General features: G+C 63.5%; 18 protein-coding genes. 11 read left to right on the top strand and 7 right to left on the bottom strand.

Annotation, left to right across the window (positions count from 1 at the left end):
• Positions 1–78: 78 nt before the first annotated feature.
• Both HMPREF2874_RS08700 and HMPREF2874_RS08695 read right to left on the bottom strand, forming a co-directional pair.
• A complete protein-coding gene (locus HMPREF2874_RS08700; protein ID WP_246823804.1) occupies positions 79–1,014 on the bottom strand; it encodes an EamA family transporter in 936 nt (311 codons plus the stop codon).
• 230 nt (positions 1,015–1,244) lie between these two features.
• The gene (locus tag HMPREF2874_RS08695; protein ID WP_070649981.1) at positions 1,245–2,306 is read right to left on the bottom strand and encodes an EamA family transporter; all 1,062 of its coding nucleotides are present in this window, start codon (positions 2,304–2,306) and stop codon (positions 1,245–1,247) included.
• 300 nt (positions 2,307–2,606) lie between these two features.
• Here HMPREF2874_RS08695 and HMPREF2874_RS08690 point away from each other — a divergent pair, with 300 nt between their 5' ends.
• Complete coding sequence (locus HMPREF2874_RS08690) at positions 2,607–3,488, top strand: di- and tripeptidase (RefSeq protein WP_070542142.1); 882 nt, start codon at positions 2,607–2,609, stop codon at positions 3,486–3,488.
• A gap of 109 nt (positions 3,489–3,597) precedes the next feature.
• On the opposite strand, the gene purB is transcribed toward HMPREF2874_RS08690, so the two are convergent.
• On the bottom strand, positions 3,598–5,031 hold the full coding sequence (gene purB / locus HMPREF2874_RS08685; protein WP_070649980.1) for an adenylosuccinate lyase: 1,434 nt from the start codon (positions 5,029–5,031) through the stop codon (positions 3,598–3,600).
• A 426-nt stretch (positions 5,032–5,457) separates the two neighbouring features.
• Between purB and HMPREF2874_RS08680 the strand changes: the two genes are divergently transcribed.
• From HMPREF2874_RS08680 to HMPREF2874_RS08655, 6 genes are all read left to right on the top strand, one after another.
• Positions 5,458–6,063, top strand: a complete 606-nt coding sequence (locus HMPREF2874_RS08680; protein WP_070649979.1) for an ABC transporter substrate-binding protein — start codon at positions 5,458–5,460, stop codon at positions 6,061–6,063.
• Between the two features lie 50 nt (positions 6,064–6,113).
• Positions 6,114–8,396 (top strand): extensin, encoded by a 2,283-nt coding sequence (locus HMPREF2874_RS08675; protein ID WP_070649978.1) that lies wholly within the window; start codon positions 6,114–6,116, stop codon positions 8,394–8,396.
• A gap of 119 nt (positions 8,397–8,515) precedes the next feature.
• Positions 8,516–9,643: a histidinol-phosphate transaminase gene (locus HMPREF2874_RS08670; protein WP_070649977.1), complete on the top strand. Its 1,128-nt coding sequence runs from the start codon at positions 8,516–8,518 to the stop codon at positions 9,641–9,643.
• A 373-nt stretch (positions 9,644–10,016) separates the two neighbouring features.
• Positions 10,017–11,183 (top strand): thiamine pyrophosphate-dependent enzyme, encoded by a 1,167-nt coding sequence (locus HMPREF2874_RS08665; RefSeq protein ID WP_070649976.1) that lies wholly within the window; start codon positions 10,017–10,019, stop codon positions 11,181–11,183.
• 2 nt (positions 11,184–11,185) lie between these two features.
• Positions 11,186–12,172, top strand: coding sequence for an alpha-ketoacid dehydrogenase subunit beta (locus tag HMPREF2874_RS08660; RefSeq protein WP_070649975.1), 987 nt, complete (start codon positions 11,186–11,188; stop codon positions 12,170–12,172).
• Between the two features lie 146 nt (positions 12,173–12,318).
• On the top strand, positions 12,319–13,809 hold the full coding sequence (locus tag HMPREF2874_RS08655; RefSeq protein WP_070649974.1) for a dihydrolipoamide acetyltransferase family protein: 1,491 nt from the start codon (positions 12,319–12,321) through the stop codon (positions 13,807–13,809).
• A 119-nt stretch (positions 13,810–13,928) separates the two neighbouring features.
• Here HMPREF2874_RS08655 and HMPREF2874_RS08650 read toward each other — a convergent pair whose 3' ends face one another.
• The 3 genes from HMPREF2874_RS08650 to HMPREF2874_RS09340 form a co-directional block, all read right to left on the bottom strand.
• Positions 13,929–15,044: a hypothetical protein gene (locus HMPREF2874_RS08650; protein WP_070649973.1), complete on the bottom strand. Its 1,116-nt coding sequence runs from the start codon at positions 15,042–15,044 to the stop codon at positions 13,929–13,931.
• Positions 15,045–15,121: 77 nt separating this feature from the next.
• Entirely contained in the window at positions 15,122–15,784 is a 663-nt protein-coding gene (locus tag HMPREF2874_RS08645; protein ID WP_070649972.1) for a sugar O-acetyltransferase, read from the bottom strand.
• Positions 15,784–15,933: a hypothetical protein gene (locus HMPREF2874_RS09340; protein WP_168162477.1), complete on the bottom strand. Its 150-nt coding sequence runs from the start codon at positions 15,931–15,933 to the stop codon at positions 15,784–15,786. The genes HMPREF2874_RS08645 and HMPREF2874_RS09340 overlap by 1 nt, the downstream gene beginning before the upstream one ends.
• Before the next feature lie 144 nt (positions 15,934–16,077).
• Between HMPREF2874_RS09340 and HMPREF2874_RS08640 the strand changes: the two genes are divergently transcribed.
• From HMPREF2874_RS08640 to HMPREF2874_RS08625, 4 genes are all read left to right on the top strand, one after another.
• Positions 16,078–17,856 (top strand): long-chain-fatty-acid--CoA ligase, encoded by a 1,779-nt coding sequence (locus HMPREF2874_RS08640; RefSeq protein WP_080974903.1) that lies wholly within the window; start codon positions 16,078–16,080, stop codon positions 17,854–17,856.
• 315 nt (positions 17,857–18,171) lie between these two features.
• Complete coding sequence (locus HMPREF2874_RS08635; protein ID WP_070649971.1) at positions 18,172–19,050, top strand: MetQ/NlpA family ABC transporter substrate-binding protein; 879 nt, start codon at positions 18,172–18,174, stop codon at positions 19,048–19,050.
• Between the two features lie 146 nt (positions 19,051–19,196).
• Entirely contained in the window at positions 19,197–20,255 is a 1,059-nt protein-coding gene (locus HMPREF2874_RS08630) for a methionine ABC transporter ATP-binding protein (RefSeq protein ID WP_070483456.1), read from the top strand.
• Positions 20,256–20,951 (top strand): methionine ABC transporter permease, encoded by a 696-nt coding sequence (locus tag HMPREF2874_RS08625; protein WP_005504487.1) that lies wholly within the window; start codon positions 20,256–20,258, stop codon positions 20,949–20,951. It abuts the gene before it with no gap.
• A 108-nt stretch (positions 20,952–21,059) separates the two neighbouring features.
• Here the strand turns inward: HMPREF2874_RS08625 and HMPREF2874_RS08620 are convergent, their stop codons facing one another.
• The gene (locus HMPREF2874_RS08620) at positions 21,060–21,824 is read right to left on the bottom strand and encodes an HAD family hydrolase (RefSeq protein WP_070649970.1); all 765 of its coding nucleotides are present in this window, start codon (positions 21,822–21,824) and stop codon (positions 21,060–21,062) included.
• Positions 21,825–21,937 lie beyond the last annotated feature (113 nt).

Raw genomic sequence — 21,937 nt, 5'->3', positions numbered from 1 at the left:
TACCAACCGGGTACCCGCCTCAACGGTTTTCTGTATGCCGTGCACCGGCGACTCCGGGCCGTCGCCCGCGGGCGGGGCCTATTCGGGCAGCGGCACGGGAACGGGTTCCTCGCCCTCATCCTTCGGCTTGGGGGAACCGCCCTGAGTGGTGGTCAGCGTAATGCCCACACTCGCGGTCATCAGCAGACAGATCGCCAGCCAACGAATCGGGCCGGTCTCCTGGTTCAGCAGCGCCCAACCGGCAATCGCCGCAATAGCGGGCTCCATGCTCATCAGCACGCTAAACACCTGCTGCGGCAGGTTACGCAGAGCCATCAGCTCCGCACTATAGGGAATCACCGAAGCGAACATTGCGGTACCAAAAATCATGAGGAGCAGCATCGGATCCTGCGCCGCATTCCAAATCGGCTGAGGTGCCGGAACAACTGCCGCCACCGGGGCAATAAACGCGGCACCGACAAGCATCGCCACCGCCAGACCGCTCGCACCCGGAACCAGTGCACCCACCTTCGCGCTCGAGCGAATATACAGCGCCCAGAACACGCCGGCAATCAGCGCGAACGTCAGACCCAGGTAATCGGTGTCCCTACCGACCGCCGCCTCGTAGCCGAGCACCAGCATGCCCGCCAGAGCGCAGAGGACCCACACCGCGTCGCGGAGTCTGCGAGTCAGCAGGGACGCCAGCGCGAGCGGGCCCAAAAACTCCACCGCCACCGCCAGACCGATGGGGATACGGTCAATCGCGCAGTAGAAGAAGCCGTTCATCATGCCGAACGTTAAACCGAAAATGATGACAGCACGCCACTGCTCCTTCGACCAGGACAGCGGGCCCGGAGGCATCGTATCGCCGCGGCGGGCACGCCAACGAGCAGCCAGCCACACGGCGCCACCCACCACAATGGAAGCAATCGCCAGACGGCTCACACTCACGGCAAGCGCGCCGAACAGCGGGAAGAGCGTCACCGCGAAGGCCGCGCCGAACTGTAGCGACGAGCAGGACATCAAAACAAACATGATGCCTAGGGCAGGGCGTTGGTGCGCGGTATGCTGCATGGCTCTCCTCGGGGTGCCTCGTAAATCGGCGGTGCTTGTGCGGGTTCTCGAATGGGCGGGGGGGGGGCAGGGTACGAGCTTAAATAGCGCACCCCCGGGGCACGAGATACTATCCTACGTGCTACCCGGGGGTGCGAGAAAGAAGAGACATGCTCTCCAGCGCAATATTCAGCTGGGCTCTCTACGGCTACCTAGAGACCCTTCGCCTCGCGGTCGGCCCTAATCTGCTCGGCCGATGGAAGCGTAATGGAACTGGTCGCCATCTGTGCGATATCCACCGCGTGCGCATCCACCGCGCCGGGGAGGTAGCGATCCATCTCCTCGCTATCACCGCGTTCCTGGGCCCATTTTTGGGCGCGGGCGTGCGAAATGGAGATGCCGATACTCGCCAGCACCAGCAGCGAGATGGCCAGCCAGCGAACCGCATCCGTCGGCTCGGCCAGCATAATGACGCCCACCAGCGCGGCAATCGCCGGTTCCAGCGAAAGCACCACACTGTAGATGTGCGCCGGCAGCAGGCGCAGGGAAGAGACCTCGCCCAGGGCCGGGATGGCCGAAGCCAGCAGGCCCATCAAACAGCCAATAGCCAGCAGGTTCACATCCTGGGTGACCTTCAGCAGGTTGTTGCCGCTAATAAGGAACGGGAACGGCAGAACCAGCAGGGTAGAGACAACGTTACCCATGACCATGCCGCCCATACCCGGGATGAGCGCGCCCACCTTCTCTGTCGCCAGGATGTAGGCGGCACGCGAAATCGCCGTTAGTACCGCGAAAAACACGCCCACCAGGGCAAAGTCCTCAGGCTTGGCCTGTGATTCGGCCGTCAGAATCGCCATGCCGCTAAAGGACAGGGCAATCCATACCAGGTCCAGCTTGCGGCGGGACATAACGGTCGCCAACACCAGCGGGCCCATAAACTCGATCGCCACGGCAATCGCCAGCGGAACCTGCTCAATCGCCACGTAGAAGAAGGCGTTCGCGCCGGTAAGGGCCACGCCCAGCACGATGACCGCGGTCCACTGCGCGCGCGTCCACGCGAGAATATTCGGGCGGAAGAACACGTACAACAGGATGGTGGAAGTCAGCAGACGTAGCGCCACCACACCCCAGGGCCCCAAATCACCCATGAGCTGCTTCGCGAGGGCTGAACCGAATTGCGCGGAAATAATCGCGCCGGTCGCGTAGGCGACACCCAGCCCCTGAGTGGCCAGGGGAGAACGCGCAGCCGCGGGCGTGCTGGCGGAAGAAGTCATGGTAATCCTTTACAGCATGAAGCGTAAGCAAGTATCGGCGGTACAGCCCAACCCGAATCGCCGTGAAACGGGTCACGCATTATGCAGACAATGAATAGTGTGTAACCTAGGACAATTTTACGCGGTTTAAAAAAGGGCGCAAATGAATGGGAAGCGATTTCAGAAGCGCCGCCGCACCCGGCCGGACGACCGCGCTCAAGCCCTCGGTGAACTCAAGCCCTCGGTGAACAAGGCTCTTCCAGCCCGCCGGAAGGCCCGCCCGTTCAGGAAAAATTCACCAAGCCGTGATTTACTGAGAGCATGCTTGACCCGAAGAAGTCTCTATTCGATGAAGACGGCAACCCCCGTCCCGCACTGACCACCACCCTCGACAACGTACTGCGCATGCAACGACCGCTCGCGCTGTCCATCGTCAAAAAACTGCGTGAAGCACACCCCGACGAAACCCCCGAACAAATCCACAAGCGCCTCGACCGCACCTACCTGCGTGACATCACCGCCATCGGCGGCGTCACCGGCGCATCCGCATTCGTGCCCGGCGTCGGCACCGTCACCTCCATGAGCCTGTCCGCGCTCGCAGTCGGCGGCTACCTCGAACGCACCGCACTCTACGCCCAGGCAGTCGCAGAACTGCACGGCGTGCACGTACACGACCCCGAAACCGCCCGCTCCATGGTCATGGCAATCATGCTCGGCGAAGAAGGCTCCCAGCTCATGAACACCGTGCTGCTGCAGACCGGTAAGGCAGGCGGCATCTCCAACAAGTGGGGCATGCTGCTCGGCAACTCCTCCAGCGGCAAGATGTTCAGCGTCGAACGTACCATCCGAAACATGTTCATCCGCCGCTTCCTCACCCGCCAGACCGGTGCACTGCTCGGCCGTGCCCTGCCCTTCGGCGTGGGCGCAGTCGTTGGCGGTGGCGCGAACCTGACCCTCGGCAAGGACGTCGTGCGCAACACCCGCCGAGCCTTCGGCGACGCGCCCGCCTACTTCCCCGCAGAGCTCATGATTACCCCGCGTGCACCGCGCGTACAGGGCGGCGAAGGTTCGGACGGCTCCTCCGGCGTGGCTGGCTCCCTGCTCAAGGGCGTCAAGGACGCAGGTAAGGCTGTAGGCAAGGTCTTCACCCGCGACAAGGGCAACGACACCGAAACCGGTCACCACCGCATGCTCGGCCGCTAAAATCCTCGCCGGTCATAAAACCGGAACATAGCGAAGACCCAACACGCTAAAGACCCCGAATCCCTGAATGCAGGGACCCGGGGTCTTTTGTTTATATCTTTGCTACGGACTAAGCGTTCTTCGCATGGTCCAGCAGCTGAGCCGCAATACCGTTATAGGTGTGCGGAGTCAGCGCCGACAGACGCGCCTCAGCCTCGGGGGACAGGCCCAGCGTAGCCACGAACTCCTTCAGGCGAGCGGCATCCACGCGGTGACCGCGAGTCAGCTCCTTCAGGCGCTCGTACGGGTTCTCCATGCCGGGAACACCTGCGATAGCCTCAGCGCGCATCACCATCTGGATCGCCTCAGCCAGAACCTCCCAGTTCGCATCCAGATCAGCGGAAATAACCTCGGTCGCAATATCCAGACGCTCAAGGCCCTTCACCACATTGGAGATAGCCAGCACCGAGTGACCAAACGCCACACCAATATTGCGCTGCGCCGAGGAGTCAGTCAGGTCACGCTGCCAACGAGAAGTCACCAGGGTCGAACCCAGCGAATCCAGCAGAGCGTTAGAGAGCTCCAGGTTAGCCTCCGCATTCTCAAAGCGAATCGGGTTCACCTTGTGCGGCATAGTCGACGAACCGGTCGCACCAGCCACCGGAATCTGACGGAAGAAACCAATCGAAATGTAGCTCCACACATCGGTGCAGAGGTTGTGCAGCACACGGTTGAAGTGCGCGATATCCGAGTACAGCTCGGCCTGCCAGTCGTGCGACTCGATCTGAGTGGTCAGCGGGTTCCAGGTCAGGCCCAGGTGCTCAACGAAACCGCGAGAAATCTTCTGCCAATCGGCGGTGGGCACTGAGGCGTAGTGCGCGGCATAGGTGCCGGTCGCACCGTTAATCTTGCCGAGGAACTCGGTGGCCTTCACGTGCTTGACCTGGCGCTTCAAGCGGTAGGCGAGCACGCCCATCTCCTTGCCCAGGGTGGTCGGGGTTGCGGGCTGACCGTGGGTGCGCGAGAGCATGGGAACCTCGCGGCCCTCCTCGGCCAGGTTCAGCAGAACCTCAATCAGCTCCTCGGCTGCGGGGATCCACACGTTCTGCACGGCATCCTTGATGCCCAGGGCGTAGGAGAGGTTGTTGATGTCTTCGGAGGTGCAGCCGAAGTGAACCAGCGGCACCAGGTGGTCCAGGCCCAGACCCTTCAGACGGCGACCGATGTAGTACTCGACGGCCTTTACGTCGTGAACGGTCACGGCCTCAATCTCGGCCAGCTCGGCCACGGATTCGGCGTTGAAATCGGTCACGATGGCGCGCAAGCCCTTCTTCTGCTCCTCGCTCAACGGGGACAGACCCGGCAGCACCTTGTGCTCGCACAGGTAGATGAACCACTCGACCTCAACGTGGATGCGGTCACGGTTCAGGGCCGCCTCAGAAAGGTAGTTCGTCAGGGGTGCGGTGACGGATGCGTAGCGTCCGTCCAGGGGGCCCAGAGCAAGTTCGCCGGTGCCCAAATCGATACGGCCAGAAGGCAGGATGGTGTTATTGGTGTGAGACATAACTCCATTTTCGCATGGATCGCCGGAAAATGCGGGCGGGGTGCGGGGCGGTGGGCGGTTGGAGGGTGCTCTGGATAGTGGTTTGAGCGAAGGCCCAGACTGCGGTCCGGGTAGTGTCGGGGATGGTCCGGGCGGCGCTCGCCGCGGGCGCGCCGACTCCAACGGGTGGGCGCTTTTTCGGTTCCGAAGCGGTTTCGGAGTGGCTTCGAGGCAATCTTTGCGCGGAAATATGACGGCGGCGGAAGCTGTGGATAAAGCATTTTGCGGGTTCTGCAGCTCAAATCCGTGCGGATTTTTCGTTTTGTGGGGTCGCTATCCACAGGCGGCTAAAAGCCGGGGGGAGCAACGCCGGCCCGCCCATAGGCTGGAACCAAAGTCCACCCGCTAAGCCGGTATCCGTAACCGGCTCCTCCGAAAGGACGCGCCGTGCCCACCTTCGTCGATTCCACACCGCCATCTGCGCCTCCGGGAACCCCCAACCCGCCCAGCACCGCGGATATTCTACGTGCCGCCGGGCACCTGGGCATCGGCTCCGCGGCCGGACGCGCGTTCGCCGCCTCGCTCCTCGCGGCAGCCGCCCTGGCCCGCACCAAGGGTGCCGAGCTTTCCGCACGCATGCGCGCCGAAGCCCACGAGATACAGGGGGTCTACGCGCGCACCGGCGAGCTCGGAACAGAGCACTGGGCCTCGGAAGCGGGCCGCGCCTTCCGCAGACAGCTCGAAAGGCACCGCGACAGTATTCGAGACAGGGCACAGATTGCCGAGAACGCGGCGGTCGATATTGCCGCCGCCGCCGAAGAGCTCGCCGCCGAACTGACCGCCAAAGCCCAGGCCGTTACCGCCGCGGCCGGTGCCCTCGACAGCCTTCTCGGGTCCCTCGCGGATACCGCCGCCGATATCCTCGACCCCGGAAAACTGGAGGACCTCGTGGCCCGCCACGCGGGGTCCGCGCAACACGAGCTTGACTCCCTCATGCACGTCAGCCTCCCCGAGGGGCTCAACGCGCTCGTTACCCGCCAAACCGGCTATTAGACCGCTGCTCACCGCTAGTCGTCGCTAGGAGAACCCATCTAGGAGAACCCATGACCAACGCAACGTACGCCCTTCCCATCGAGGGGAGCGGCTCGGCCCCCACAGGGGCGACCATCACCGTCACACTGGAAGAGATGCCCGCCATCGCCGATTCCCTCGCCCACGCCAGCCAGCGCTGCGCTGAACGTCCGGTGCCCATCTCGAGCATTGGCGCAGAGACGATGCTCTTTCTCGGGGTCAACGCGCGCGCCCGTCTGGCCAGCGGCCAGTGCACCATGTTGGCCGCCGGGATGGGCCAAAGTGCCGCCGATCTGGTGGCCACGGCGGTGGCCGTGCGCCTCGCCCACAGCGCCTACTTGCAGGTCGAGAACATGGTAGCCGGCTGGTTCGAATCGCTCGGTATCGCCCAGGACGGTAAGCTCCCTGACGGGCTGACGGTGCGAACCCACATTCGCGGCGCCCTCGCCGGCGACCCCGGCGAGGTCCGGTACCTTATCCGGCTGGCGCTGCCCGAGCTCGGGTACTATAGCGCATCAATAGCGATGCCCTATTCACCCCTCGTCGCGGCGGTACTTTTCGGAGCGACAGCCTATCTTGACGCCCGACTCAACCCCGAGATTGCCCGCCGGCGAGTGGCTGGACGGCTGTCCAGGATCACCGGAATCCCCGCGAAAATCATTGAGAAATTTATTGGGAAGGCCAAGCTATCGGTGGAGAAGGCGAATACGTGGCGGGACGTGGGCAACGCGGCACACAACGTGCGTACCGCTTCGGCTGATGAGTACGGGGTCGCGGCGCACCGGGGAGAGAAAAATCAGCTTTCTGTAGGCTCCAGCTCGGAACGGTTGCAGGCGGCCGCCAAGGCTCAGGACCAGGAATTCGAGCGTTCTCAGCAGGACCCGACGAAGGGCGAACGCGGCGCCGTGATGGTCACCGTCATGTACGAAGAAGGCCACGAGGGTGACCCCGCCTACGCCCTGTACGTGGTGAGTATTCCGGGGACTAACTTTGACTCCTGGGGCGGCTCTCCCATGGACCCTGCGGGCGCTATACGTGAAACGTTAGGTGAAGATACCACGAAGAACCCCGCCTATCGGATGGTTCTGCAGGCTTTGCGTGATGCCGGTGCGCCGCAGGGGGCCCGCGTGTACCTGGAAGGGTTTAGCCAGGGAGCCATGATTGCCTACAACATGGCTAATAGTTTCGAGGTCGCCAAAGAAATCAACATCGTCGGTATCTACGCCCAAGGTGCTCCGCTACGAGGTTTGCCCGCCAAACGCCGAGACTTCGCCGTGGACTATGTGGAAGGCGAAGGCGATATCGTTCCGGATAGCGCGGTGAGGCCTGAGGGGGGTTGGCGTCCTGACGACCGTGATACATCAATCACCGTTCAGAACTCTGTACACCATGGCGAGAAATACCGAGAAGCCCTAGACCGCGAAGGGTATAGCAACACGGTACCCGGGGGCATCCGTGCGGCGATGGATGGTAAGGAATACGTGCTGGGGGAGCAGAAGGTTACCTCGGGTTCTGCTATGCCGGATGGATACAGCCTAGCTGAGCGAAGGGACGTAACGATCTCACGTATCGGAATCTACTCGCGTCAGGCCTACAAATCGGGAGTTAGGTTTGACGAGAAGGGTGTAGACGAAACGATTGAACATGGAACAGGTGGCATGGTTAAGGGCGTTCAGGACGCCAAAGATAAGGGGGAACGAATCCAAAAAGCAGCCCAAGATACGTGGGAGAGCGCCGAACGACGTCTCCCTCACCCGGGCCCTAAACCGTCGCAGGAGCCGGGGAGCCCGAAGCCGACCTGGCCCGAGATGCCTGCACCTCAGACGCCCAAAACACCTCCCCTGCAGGGATACGACCCGCAGAATGTTCCGCCCGCCATCAACTTGCCGGCGGACCTGAGCGGCCCGGAGCCTGCCACCATCAAGTTGCCCGCTCGAGTCGAGCCGGAGGGTCCACCACCCCCGGCAGATTTGCTCCCGCCGGACCTTCTACCAGAGCCCGCAGGCTCACAGGCAAACATCGGAAAGGTTATTAATCAGCCAACCATCGATGACCTGCCACTCCCTAAAATTGGTTCTGCGTTTGCGGGCACATTCCTCGGGCCCCGACAGGGCGGGGACTACGATGGCGGGGAATCGCTTACCCCCGACCTACCAGAGCTGAAGCCTGTTCCCATGCCCGTGGCGCCGGCCGAGGACATCGACCCGGGGTTCCGCACGCCGATTCCTCCCGAGGAGATCGACCCGGGGTTGATACACCCCGCACCGGAGCCTCGGCGCGCCGTCACCGTTGAGCGGGAGCCGGTATTTGCCTAGTGGGGAGCCCGGCCGGTGAGGTGGCGGAGACCGGCATGGGGATGGCTCGTCCTGTCCCCATGCTGGTCTTCACCCCGGTGGCACTGGCTCCGCGGCGCTCGCGGGCACATACTAAAGCTATGAGCCACTCAGAAGAACCCACCAGCATCCCGGTCCGCCCCGTCTTCGATACCCTGCCCAGCTATGCCGCGGGCAAGCCTCCCGTTCCCGTCGATGGCCTGACCCGGTACAAGCTTTCCTCTAACGAGAACCCGCTGGGCCCCGTGCCCGAGGTGGCGCGCGTGCTGGCCGAATTCGATGCGGTGCACCGCTATCCCGACCCCCTCTCAACCGCCCTGCGCACCGCCCTCGCCGGGCAGCTGGGCGTGGATGCCGAGGATATCGTGACCGGCGCCGGCAGCCTCGGCGCGCTCAACCAGATTCTCAAAACCTTCGCGGGCGTTAACGCCGACGGTGTGCAGGACGAGGTCATCTACGCGTGGCGTTCCTTCGAGGCTTACCCCATTCTGGTTGGCATCATGGGCGCTCGTAGCGTGCAGGTGCCGAACCTGCCCGACGGCGCGCACGACCTGGACGCTATGGCCGCGGCCGTCACCGACCGCACCCGCCTGATTCTGGTGTGCACCCCCAATAACCCGACCGGTCCCGCCGTGACCGAGAGCCAGATTCGCTCCTTCCTCGCGAAGGTGCCGGCTACCGTTCCCGTGGTCATCGACGAGGCCTACTTCGAGTTCTGCGCGGCCTCCTCCATCCCGGAGGGGGAAGAGCCTCCGTTGAACGGCCTGGATATCTACCGTGACTACCCGAACGTCATCATTCTGCGCACTTTCTCCAAGGCGCAGGGCCTGGCGGGTTTGCGCGTGGGCTACTCGATTTCGCATCCGCAGATTACCCGCCACCTGCGGGTTGCCGCGACGCCCTTTGCCGTGTCCGCCCTGGCCGAGCGGGCCGCCGTCGCCTCCATCGAGCACCAGGAGGCCGTCATGGCGCGGGTCAGTCACATTGTGGCCGAGCGTGAGCGCGTCACGGCCCGTCTACGCGAACTGGGCTACGAATTCCCGGGCACCTACGCAAACTTTGTGTGGCTGCCCCTGGGGGAGCGGACCGGCGAGTTCGTTGACCTCATGAACCGGAATGCTCTCTCGGTGCGTGCCTTCGGGTCCGAGGGCGTGCGCGTGAGTATTGGCGAGATCGAGGCAAACGACCGTTTCCTGTCCCTGTGCGAGCTCTTCGCGCAGGAGGGCTAATCTCGCTCAACATCGCTGGATAAGCTTGAATCGTATAGCGGTCCTGAGCGGATGAAGATGAAGGAACCCTCCTATATATTCTGATTATCGAATATATAGGAGGGTTCCTTTGGCCATTAAACGCAATTGGTAGCGCTGCTGGTTTTCGCCTGCTCATATGCTGAATGACGGGGTGCAATACGCGGTGTTCCAGGCGTGTTCCGAGCGTGCACGTTATTGCCGAGAGCCCGAAATAGTAAACTGGTAGGTATATATGCCCAGTCCTGATGGTGCACCGGCCGTAAATCAGCCTCTCAACCCTCCACCTTTCGTGGAGAATGAGGCTTGGCCCCGGTAGCCCGCAGGCGAAGCCATCGTCACGTGTGGAGGTTAGATGCACGAGAACGACAAGTACCCGGGAGTGCCCGAGCGCATCCAGCTCATGGATGAGAACGGCACCGTCCACGAACACCCCACCTTCAGTCGATACGTCAAAGACGTCGATGGTGATATCCTGCGCGAGGCCTACCGCCTCATGTACACCACCCGCCGCTTCGACGACGAGGCGACCGCCCTGCAGCGCCAGGGTCAGCTCGCCCTGTGGGTTCCTAGCCGAGGCCAGGAGGCCGCGCAGGTCGGTTCCGCGCTGGCCTACGCCCCCAACGACTACATCTTCCCCTCCTATCGTGAGCACGCCGTCGCTCTGGCACGCGGTGTGGATTTCCGCGACCTGATTACCATCTTCCGCGGCACCACCACCCACGGTTGGGATATGAAGGCCCACAACTTCCACACCTACACCAAGGTGCTAGCCGCCCAGACCCTGCATGCCGTCGGCTACGCCATGGGTCTGAACTTCGATGCCGATATCGAGGCTGAAACCGGCAAGCGCCCCACCGGCCAGGGCCAGGCCACCGACCCCGCAACCGACGCTCAGAAGCCCGCCGTCGCGGTCTACTTCGGTGACGGCTCCTCCAGCGAGGGTGACGTTCACGAATCCATGGTCTTCGCGGCCTCCTACGATGCCCCGGTGCTCTTCTTCGTGCAGAACAACCGCTGGGCCATCTCGGTTCCCTTCGAGGTGCAGTCGCGCGTGCCGATTTCGACCCGAGCCGCCGGTTACGGCTTCGAGGGCCTGCGCGTGGACGGCAACGACATCCTGGGCGTGCTCGCGGTGACCCGTTACGCCATGGAGAAGATTCGTGCCGGCGAGGGACCCGTGCTCATCGAGGCCGAGACCTACCGTCTGGGCCCGCACACCACTGCCGACGACCCCACGAAGTACCGCACCGAGGCCGACCTCGAGGGGCCGCTGCACCGCGACCCCATGATTCGCCTCGAGAAGTACCTGCGCGAGCAGGGCTACGCCGACGATGCCTTCTTCGAGGAGGTTGCCGAGTCTGCCCAGAAGGTCGCCTCCGGCGTGCGCGACGCCGTGCTTTCCGCCGAGGTGGCCGACTTTGAGCACTTCTTCGACCGCGTCTACGCCCAGGAACACCAGCAGGTTGAGGACGACCGCGAATTCTACCGCACCTACAATGCAGGCTTTGAAGAGGAGTAAAGATGAGCGAAAACATTGAGCGTTTGACCCTCGCCAAGGCCATTACCCGCGGCCTGGAGGACGCCCTGGAGGCTGACCGCACCGTGGTTCTGCTCGGTGAGGATATCGGCAAGCTCGGCGGCGTGTACCGCGTAACCGAGGGCTTGCAGGCCCGCTTCGGCAACCGCCGCGTCATGGATAGCCCGCTGGGGGAGTCCGGCATTATCGGTAGCTCCATCGGCATGGCGCTGCGCGGGTACCGCCCCGTTCCCGAGATTCAGTTCGACGGCTTCGTCTTCCCCGCCTTCAACCAGATCACGAGCCAGCTTGCGAAGATTCACAACCGCACCGATAAGCAGTACATCGTGCCGGTGACGATTCGTATTCCCTACGGCGGCGTAATTGGCTCGGTGGAGCACCACTCCGAGTCGCCCGAGGCGCTGTTCGCCCACACCGCCGGCCTGCGCATCGTGACCCCCTCGAGCCCGCACGAGGCCTACTGGATGACCCGCAAGGCGATTGAGTGCCCGGATCCGGTCATTATCTTTGAGCCCAAGCGCCGCTACTGGCTCAAGGGAGACGTGGACTTTAGCGACACCTCCTTTGACCCGTTTAGCGCCAAGGTCGTGCGCGAGGGTACCGACGCCACGATTGTTGCGTACGGTCCGCTGGTTCCGGTGGCCCTGGCAGCCGCGGAGGCCGCGGTTGAGGACGGCCGCTCGATTGAAGTGATTGATCTGCGCTCGATTTCTCCGCTGGATGTGCCGACCGTGGCCGCCTCGGTGGCGAAGACCGGCCGACTGATTATCGCCCACGAGGCCCCCACCTTCGGTGGCATGGGTGGTGAACTGGCGTCCGCGATTACGGAGCGTTGCTTCTACAGCCTGCAGGCCCCGGTGATTCGCGTGGGTGGCTACTACATGCCGTACCCGGTTTCCCGCGTGGAGGAGGAGTACGTGCCGGATATTGACCGCATCCTGGAGGCGGTTGATCGCGCTTTCGATTACTAGGCACGGTTTCGGGGTTGGTATGCGCGCCCCGTTTCTTGACGCTTCGTTCTGAGGTGTACCGCCGGCCTGCTATCGGCGGCGCACCGCGGCGGGTAGGACCGCCCATAATATTCCATGTAGGGTATATTCCCTAGTGAGAGGTAAATATGTCCCAGATTTTTTCGCTTCCCGACGTGGGCGAAGGCCTGACCGAGGCTGAAATCCTCAGCTGGAAGGTCGCAACCGGCACCGAGGTCGCCATCAACGATGTGCTGGTCGAGATTGAGACCGCCAAGAGCGTGGTCGAGCTGCCCTCGCCCTATGCCGGTACCGTCGAAGAACTGATGGTCGCCGAGGGTGAGACCGTCGAGGTGGGTACCCCCATCATCCGCATCTCTGGTGGCGACGGCGCGGCCCCGGCCGCCCCCGCCGCACCGCAGCAGGAGACCGAATCCGGCACCGCGTTGGTCGGCTCCGGACCCAAGGCGGACGCCGTCAAGCGCCGCGCGCGTAAGCGCCCCGCCTCCGCAACCCAGCCTGCACCTGCCGCCCCCGCAGCCCCCGCGGCGCCGGCAGTCCAGGCACCGGTGGCACACACCCCCTCCGACCCGGTGAACCGCAACCAGGGCCTGCTCAGCGAGCTGGCCGAGCGAGCCTCTCGCTTTGTGGAGAACAGCCCCCTGAACTCGATGGTTCAGCGTCTGGCCCACGAGCCCATCGCCGCCCAGACCCCGGCACCCGCGCAGGCTCTGTCGCCCGAGCAGGTTCCGTACCGCCCGACCTTGGCAGCCCCTCCGGTGCGTTTGGCCGCTAAGGAGCTCGGCGTCGACCTGGCCCACGTGACCGCCACCGGTGCCCGCGGCCAGGTGACCAAGCAGGACCTCATGAACTATGTGGCGCACCTGAGCGATGTGCAGCATAGCGGCGCCCGCCAGCCGTTCTGGCAGCCCGCAGCCACCCCCGGTGACCGCATCGAGCGCATCCCGGTGCGCGGCGTGCGCAAGGCCACCGCGAAGGCCATGGTCGCCTCGGCCTTCAGCGCCCCGCACGTGTCGATTTTCGTGGACGTGGATGCATCCCGCACCATGGAGTTCGTCAAGCGCCTGAAGAAGTCCCGCCACTTTGAGGGCGTGAAGGTCACCCCGCTGCTGGTTCTGGCCGCCGCGGTGATTTGGGCCGCCGAGCGTAACCCGCAGGTCAACGCAACCTGGACCGATAGCGAGATCCAGATTAAGCACTACATGAATCTGGGTATTGCGGCCGCCACCCCGCGCGGTCTGATGGTCCCGAACATCAAGGATGCCCAGGAGCTTTCCCTGCGTGAGCTTGCGATTGCCCTGAACAACCTGACTACTCGCGCTCGTGAGGGCAAGACCCAGCCGGCAGAGATGGCGAACGGCACCCTGACCATTACGAATATCGGTTCGCTGGGCATTGATACCGGTACCCCGATTATCAACCCGGGTGAGGTTGCGATTGTGGCCTTCGGTACCATCAATCAGAAGCCGTGGGTGGTCGACGGCGAAGTGATTCCTCGCTGGGTGACGACCCTGGGCGGCTCGTTCGACCACCGCGTGGTGGACGGCGACCTCTCGGCTCGCTTCATGGCCGATGTGGCGGCCATCCTGGAGGAACCGGCCCTGCTGCTGGATCACTAGGCAATAACCTAAACGGCCCCGAAGGGTCGCTCAACGCGAAGACCTCCGGCGCACATAGCGTGCGCCGGAGGTCTTCGCGTTTTGTATCGGCATCGGTGCGGTGTCCGGTGCTTCGGAGGCTAGCCGTCCTCGCGCTCCACCCGGGTGCTCGGGTACTTATCCACGCGGCTGTGGTATATCTGCCCGCAGGCGCCGCCTATGAGGGCTCCCAGGAAGCTGAGCGCCAGGATGAGCATAATCGCCAGCAGGCCGTTGGAGGTATCCCCGTTCATGAGCCGCTGCATGGAGAACGCGGCGGTGCCGTTCGGGAAAATCTGCGGGACCAGGTAGGTGGCCAGCGAAGCCACAATGAGGCCCATGAGGTGCCACAGCCACACCGCAATACCCTGCTTGGAGCCGGCGAATCGAGCCATGCGTCCGGCGGCGTATCCGCCGACCAGGTAGGCACCAAAGATGAGGACGCTCAGGGCGACCGCCACGGGAACTACGGAGGATTCCCCGGAGAGTAGTCGTCCGATGACGGCGTGGTACTCGAGGGACTGCTCCTGCCCGGTAGAGGTGAGCCAGGCGCCGATGCCCCAGCGGCCGCCGTCCATGAGGGTGATGGCCACGAGCCAGCCGAGCAGGCCCGGGAGCACGTGCATGCGGGAGTACCGTTCCTTCTGCATCTGCAGGGCGGTGGCGGCGGTGAGTACCGGTTCGCCGGGCTGGAGGATGGGCTGGGTGGGTTGGCCCGCGGGGACGGCGAAGCCCCCGTGCTGGGTGGGCTGTTCCGGCGCGCGCGGTGCGGTGTTCTGCGGGGTAACGCTGGGTGCCGTTCCGCGGTCGTTGGCGGCCTGCGCGCCGCGGCGCTCGGACACGCTCGGGGCAGACGCGGCGCTCGGCTCGGGCGCGGAACCCGCGGATGCGCCGCCACCCGAGCTACCCGAGCCGGGGGTGTTGAGCCAGCCGAAGGCGCTTTCCCCGCCGTCCGAGGTGTCCGCGTCATCCTGCGGGCTGGGAGCCGGGATGGGGCTGGGGAAGGCGCGGGTCGCCTCCCCGTCGGTGGTTCGCGACTCGGCGCGGCGTGAGGCGGCCTGCTGCAGGTCCTCGGCGGTCAGCACGACCGTGGGGTCGTCGGAGGAGAAGGCCGCGTCCCACAGATCCTGCTCGCTGGGCGCGGAATTGTCGTTGCCCTTTGCCTGCTGGCTGGCCGCCGGGCGGGACTCCGGCTGCTGGTTGTGTTGTGTATTCATGGCTTCCGATAACGGGGTTCGGGGATCGTCTGGCGACCCGGTGTGTGCGGTGGCTCGCGGGCCGAGCGGGTCTTAGCCTACTCGCTGTGCTCGGACTGGAAGGCCCGGGCCTCTTCGAGGGATTCGGCGGAGTAGGGGTGGGGGTGTGCGGGTCGTTCGTTCTCGTCGAGGGTGCGAACTACGCGTCCGGGGTTGCCGACCACGACGGAGTTTGCGGGTACATCCTTGGTGACGACGGTACCCGCACCGATGACGGAGTTCTTGCCGATGGTCACGCCGCCCAGGATGATGGCGCCGCCACCGATCCAGACGTTGTCCTCAACGGTGATGGGCTTGCCGCCCTCCCAGTATGCGGCGCGGTCGACGGGGTTGAGCGGGTGGGTGGGGGTGAGGAACTGCACGTTGTTGCCGACGAGCACGGTGGAGCCGATTCGGATCGGGCAGACGTCCAGGAATACGCAGCCGAAGTTGAAGAAGGAGCCGTCGCCAATGTAGGTGTTCACGCCGTAGTCGAAGCGCGCACCGGGGCGGATGTGGGAGTGCTCGCCCAGGTGGCCGAGGTTTTCGCGGTAGACGTGCATGGCCTGGGCGTGCTCGCCGCGTGCGTAGTGCTCCTCCGCGAGGACGGTGGCGGCGTGGATGCGCTTAGTCTGTGCCACACATTCGGCGTCGGGCATGTAGGCGGCACCGGAAATCATGCGGTTGAAGACGGCGCCGGTGGGGCGCTGCGGGGTGTGCATTAGTGGGCTCCTCCCAGAAGGTAGACTAGGGCGATGATGGCCAGTCCGATGAGAATGACGACTCCTCCGGCGATGGCGAATCGTTTGGAAATTTCGCGGAGGAGCTGCTTGAACTGCTCGTCGGTTATGTCTTGCTGTCGCTTACTCATGGTTTAAGTATCCCAGAGTTGCGCCGAGCGCACCCCGGGGAGCGTCGTGGAACGGGTCCCCTTAGCTGGGAGCCTGCCGTGAAGATGGCTTGGAAGGGCGCTGGAAGTTGAGCCGAGGGGTCGTCGGCGGGCACAATCGAAATCATGACTGAGGCTCAGAAGAACACGAACACGGGGGACGCTGCCCCCGCGCGCGCCGCGGTGTTCGGCGCACCCGCTACCGAATCCGGTGAGAACCCCCTGGCGCACCGCCCCTGGCTGAAGAACTATACCCCATGGACCGCGCGCGATATTGAACTGCCCGAAACCTCTCTGAGCCACCTCATCGATGAGGCGGTGCGTAGCGTCCCGCAGAAGGTCGCCCTGGAGTTCTTCGGCGCGACCACGACCTACGCTGAGCTGGGGGACCAGATTGAGCGTGCTGCGGAGGGTCTGCGCGTTGCGGGTGTGCAGGCGGGTGACCGTGTGGCGCTGATTTTGCCGAACTGCCCTCAGCATATTGCGGCGTTCTATGCGATTTTGCGCCTGGGCGCGATTGTGGTGGAGCATAACCCGCTGTACACGGGGGCCGAGCTGCGCCACATGTTTGAGGATCACGGCGCGAAGGTCGCGATTGTGTGGGACAAGATTGCCTCGCACGTGACCGAGATGCCGGCCGATATCCGCCCCACCCACATTTATTCGGTGAACCTGATTTCGGCGATGCCGCGCCTCATGCGCACCGCGCTGAAGCTACCCGTCAAGAGCGCGCGTGCCTCGCGTGAGAAGCTGACGGGCCCGGCCCCGGGCACGGTGCCATGGTCGCAGCTGCTCAAGAGCGAGCGTATTGATCCCGCGCATCGCCGCCCGACGGCACACGACATTGCGCTGCTGCAGTACACCTCCGGCACGACGGGTCTGCCCAAGGGCGTGATGCTCACGCACCGCAACCTGGAGTCGAACGGCCGCATGGGTGAGGCGTGGATTAACCCGGGCGATGACGAGGTGATTTACTCGGTCTTGCCGCTCTTCCACGCGTACGGTATGACCCTGGGCGTGACGATTGCGTCGCTGTGCCGTGCCCGCCTGGTGCTGTTCCCGACCGTGGACATGGACCTGATTTTGAAGGCGATGAAGAAGACCCGTCCGACGATTCTTCCTGCGGTTCCACCGGTGTACCGCCGCCTGATGGATGAGGCGAAGAAGCGCGGCGTGTCCCTGGAGGGTATCCGCTACGCGGTGTCGGGCGCGATGAACCTGCCGCCCGAACTGGTGGCCGAGTGGGAGGAAGCCTCCGGCGGTTTCATGGTGGAGGGCTACGGCCTGACCGAGTGTGCGCCGCTGGTCTCCTGCAACCCGCTGAACGACACCCGCCGCGCCGGCTCGATTGGTGTGCCCTTCCCCTCGACTGATATTCGCGTGGTGGATCCGGAGACGGGTGCGGATGTGCCTCTCGGCGAAGAGGGTGAGCTGTGGGTCAGCGGTCCCCAGCGCTTCATGGGTTATTGGAAGCGTGAAGACGAGACCGCGAAGACCATCACCCCCGACGGCTGGTTGCGCACGGGTGATATTGTGCGTCTGGACGAGGACTTCTTCATCCAGATTGTGGACCGCATCAAGGAGGTCATTATCACCGGCGGCTTCAACGTCTCCCCGACCGAGGTGGAGGTCGCCCTCAAGCAGCACGATACGGTCGCGGATGCGGCGGTGGTCGGTATCCCGCTGCCCGGCGGCGGCGAGATGGTCGTGGCCGCGGTGGTTCCCGCCCCCGGCCGGGTGGTGGAGGAGCACACCCTGCGCGAACACTGCTACTCGAAGGTGACTCGCTATAAGGTGCCGCGCCGCATCGTGGTCGTGGACGACCTGCCGCGTTCGATGCTCGGCAAGGTGCTGCGCCGTAAGGTGCGGGAGCAGCTGATTGCCTCGGGCGATTTTGAGCAGTAGCGTCGGTTGGTTTGCCGCCCGCCCGTAACGGGCGGGTACGATGAGCGCCGGCTCGGGTTTTAGGCCCGGGCCGGCGCTTTGCGTTGACGCAGACGGATGGCTGGTGGGGGAGTGGAATTGGCGAATAATCATCGTGTGACGAAATATGACGAAATATGACGAGCTTGACGTTCTGTGTCTCATGATTGACCCTTAACTTCCACCGCCGCCCCTGTGCGTGCTGTAATTGTCCCATCATCATTCGCATCGGCTTGTCGGCGCTCTATGCCCGTACCCGGTGAAGCACGTCATCATTCAACAGAAAGATTCATAGCCGTGAAGAAGTTTGCCGCTGCTCTTGCAGTCGTCCCCATGATTTTCAGCATGGCCGCTTGCGGTTCCACCTCGAACTCCTCTTCCTCCTCCTCGAAGAAGGTCACCATCGGTGTGGTCGGCTCCGAGAAGTTCAACAAGACCCTGAAGGAAGAAGCCAAGAAGCAGGGCATCGACATTGAGTTCAAGGAGTTCAGCGCATACACCGAGCCGAACCCCGCTCTGGACGCCGGTGACATTGACATGAACCGCTTCCAGCACATCGCCTACCTGTCGAACTACAACGTCAGCGCCAACAAGGACCTGCAGATCGTGGGCCCGACCGTCATCTACCCGATGGCTCTGTTCTCCAAGAAGCACACCAAGCTGGCCGACATCCCCCAGGGCGGCGAGATCGTGATCCCGAACGACACCGTGAACGAGGCACGCGCGCTGAAGCTGCTGAAGACCAACGGTCTGGTTACCTTCAAGAACGCTGACGTAGACGCCCCCACCATCGACGACGTGGACACCGCTAACTCCAAGGTGAAGGTCACCCCGGTCGACGCAACCCAGACCGTGGTTGGCATGGAGTCCGCTGACGGTGCAGTCGTCAACAACGACTTCCTCAAGGACGCAGGCCTGAAGCCCTCGGACGCACTGGCTCAGGACGACCCCAAGACCGACCCCTCGGCCATCAAGTACGTGAACCTCTTCGTCGCCCAGAAGGACAAGGCTGACGACGAGACCTACAAGAAGATCGTTGAAATCTTCCACACCAAGCCCGTCATGGACGCTGTTCAGGAAGAGACCCGCGGCACCGCCGTTGAGGTCAACGTGAGCACCGACGAGTTGCGTCAGTCCCTGGCCAACGAAGAGGCCAAGCTGCGCGCCAAGAAGTAATCTCCTGACAACACGCCTCTCGTAGGCACACGTAAGGCGGTAAGCCCGGGCACCCGATGCGGGTTAGAAGGGCTTACCGTCCTTTGCGTACCGGCGCCAAGTCCTCCCCGGCGCCCCAACCACGACATTTAACGGATACAAATACTATGAGTGAACAGCTAGAAGAGGTTGTAGAAAGCCTCCCCCAGCCCATGGTGATTCTGGACGGCGTGTCCAAGGTCTTCGGTAACGGCCCCAAGGCTGTCCCCGCCGTGGACAACGTCTCCCTCACCATCAACCGCGGTGAAATCTTCGCGATTATCGGCTACTCCGGCGCCGGCAAGTCCACCCTGGTGCGACTCATCAACGGCCTGGAAAAGACCACGAGCGGCACGCTAATCGTGGACGATTTCGAAATCTCCGGCAAGCGCGACTCCGAGCTGCGTGAGGCCCGCACGAACATCGGCATGATTTTCCAGCAGTTCAACCTCATGAACTCCCGCACTGTGCTCGGTAACGTTGAGTTCCCCCTCAAGGTGGCCGGTTGGCCCAAGGCCAAGCGCCGCGAACGCGCCCTGGAGTTGCTGGAATTCGTGGGTCTGAGCGACCGCGCCGGCCACTACCCGAACCAGCTTTCGGGTGGTCAGAAGCAGCGTGTGGGCATCGCCCGCGCGCTTGCGACCAACCCCTCGCTGCTGCTGGCTGACGAGGCCACCAGCGCCCTGGACCCCGAAACCACCCAGGAGGTGCTCGCCCTTCTCAAGCGCGTGAACCGCGACCTGGGTATCACCGTTGTGGTCATTACCCACGAGATGGATGTCGTGGCCAGCATCGCCGACCGCGTGGCGGTCATGGAGTCCGGCCGCGTGGTGGAAGAAGGAACCGTCTACGACGTCTTCTCTAACCCGCAGACCGATGTGGCGAAGCTCTTCGTGGCGACCACCGTCAAGCTGGCCCCCACCGGCCAGGAGGCGGAGGATCTGCGTGCATCGCACCGTGGCTACCTGGTCAACGTCGAAATCGTGGAGGGCAATCAGGAGCTCGGCAAGGTGCTGTCCTACCTGGGTGCCCGCAACGTCCGTTTCAACATCGTGGGCGGCGGTATCGAGACCCTGCAGGGCAAGGCCTACGGTACCCTCACCCTGGAACTCCTCGGCGAAATCACCAGTATTGATGCCGCCGTTGCCGAACTGAAGACCGTTGCCCGCGTGCAGGAGGTGCGCTAAATGTTTGCTACTACTCTTCCGCTGGCCGCTTCGAAGACCGACTGGGGCGAGTTTCTGCCCGAGAAGCTTATTCCGGCTATCGGCGACACCTTCTACATGGTGTCCATTACCATGCTGTGCGCCGGCCTGGTCGGCCTGATTGTGGGTGCCCTGCTGTACACCACCCGCGCCGGTAATATCTTCCAGAACCGCTTCGTGTACACGGTCCTGAATATTCTGGTGAACATCATTCGCCCGATTCCGTTCATCATTCTGATTGCGGCCCTGGGCCCGCTGACCAGCGCCGTGGTGGGTACCCGCCTGGGCGTGAATGCCGCGGTCTTTGCGATGAGCTTCGGTGCTGCGTTCGCTATCGCCCGCATCGTGGAGCAGAACATGGTCTCCATCGATCCCGGCGTGATTGAGGCGGCCCGCGCTATGGGCGCCTCGAAGCTGACCATCCTGTTCACCGTGATGATTCCCGAGGCGCTCGGCCCGTTGATCCTGGGCTACACCTTCCTCGTTATCGGCGTGGTGGATATGTCTGCAATGGCCGGTTACGTGGGTGCCGGTGGCCTGGGTAAGATCGCGATTGTGGACGGCTACCAGCGCTTCAACGACGAGATCACCTGGGCCGTTGTGGCGATTATTATCATCCTGGTCCAGCTGGTTCAGTTCATCGGTAATGCACTGGCCAAGAAGGTTATGCGCCGATAGGCTCGTGCCGCTATATGCACGGCTGATAAGGCATGGAAGACCCCCGGTCTGCTCTTGACGAGCGGGCCGGGGGTCTTTCTTCGCATCGGGGGAGGGGACGCTAATTGCTTAGCTCTGCGCCGCCTCAGACTGCTGTGCCGCCTGAAGCTTGGCAACCCAGGCGCGGGCCGCCTCCCACAGCTGCGGGTCGCGGAAGGAGTCAAAGCGCCCGTAGCCCTCGGGGGCCTTCGCGGGGTCGGTACCGGCGGGAGTGTAAATCATGACCTTCGTGCCGGCGTCGCGTGCCGCCTGAGCACCGGCGGGGGAGTCCTCGAACGCCAGCGCTTCGTGACCTTCAAAGCCGAGGCGGCGCGCCGCCTCCAGGTACATGTCCGGGGCGGGCTTACCGTTGGGAACGTCCTCGCTGCTGACCCAGGTGCGTACCAGGGGAGCGTAGCCGTAGCTTTCCATTTTCAGGGTCAGAATCTTTGCGGTGGAGTTCGACGCCACCGCAACGGGCATGTGCTCGCTCAGGAAGCCCAGGAACTCCTGCGCACCCTCAATCAGGTCCACGCCGGAGCTGATGACCTCGTGCTCGGTGGTGAGCAGGTCCTTCATCACGCGCTCGTGGTGCTCGGCGTATTCTGCGGAGGCGGTGTCCGGCTTCTGACCGTTCTGCGCCTCGTAGGAGAGCAGAGCAAGCTCCTCGGCGACGTCGGCTGCCGCCAGGCCGGTGAGGCGGTGCTCCACCTCCTCGGTGAAGGGAACAGACCAGCGGGCGAAAAGCTCACGCTGCACATCGTTCCAGACGGTCTCGGAGTCGAGGAGGATGCCGTCGCAGTCGAAGATTGCGCAGCGGGGGAACCAATCGGAGGGTACGGTGTGTTCAAACATAATGCCAGTCTCTCACAGGGCCATCGGTGAAGGAAGCGCCAGCCCGGCGCCTGAGAAAACATGCAGGGTACAAGCCGGGTCGGGACACAAAAGAACGCAGTACAAGCGCGCAC

The sequence above is a fragment of the Rothia sp. HMSC068F09 genome, assembly GCF_001812775.1.
GTDB lineage: Bacteria > Actinomycetota > Actinomycetes > Actinomycetales > Micrococcaceae > Rothia > Rothia mucilaginosa_A.
The sequence above is the reverse complement of the archived record's forward strand: the minus strand, read 5'-3'. Positions and strand labels throughout refer to the sequence as shown.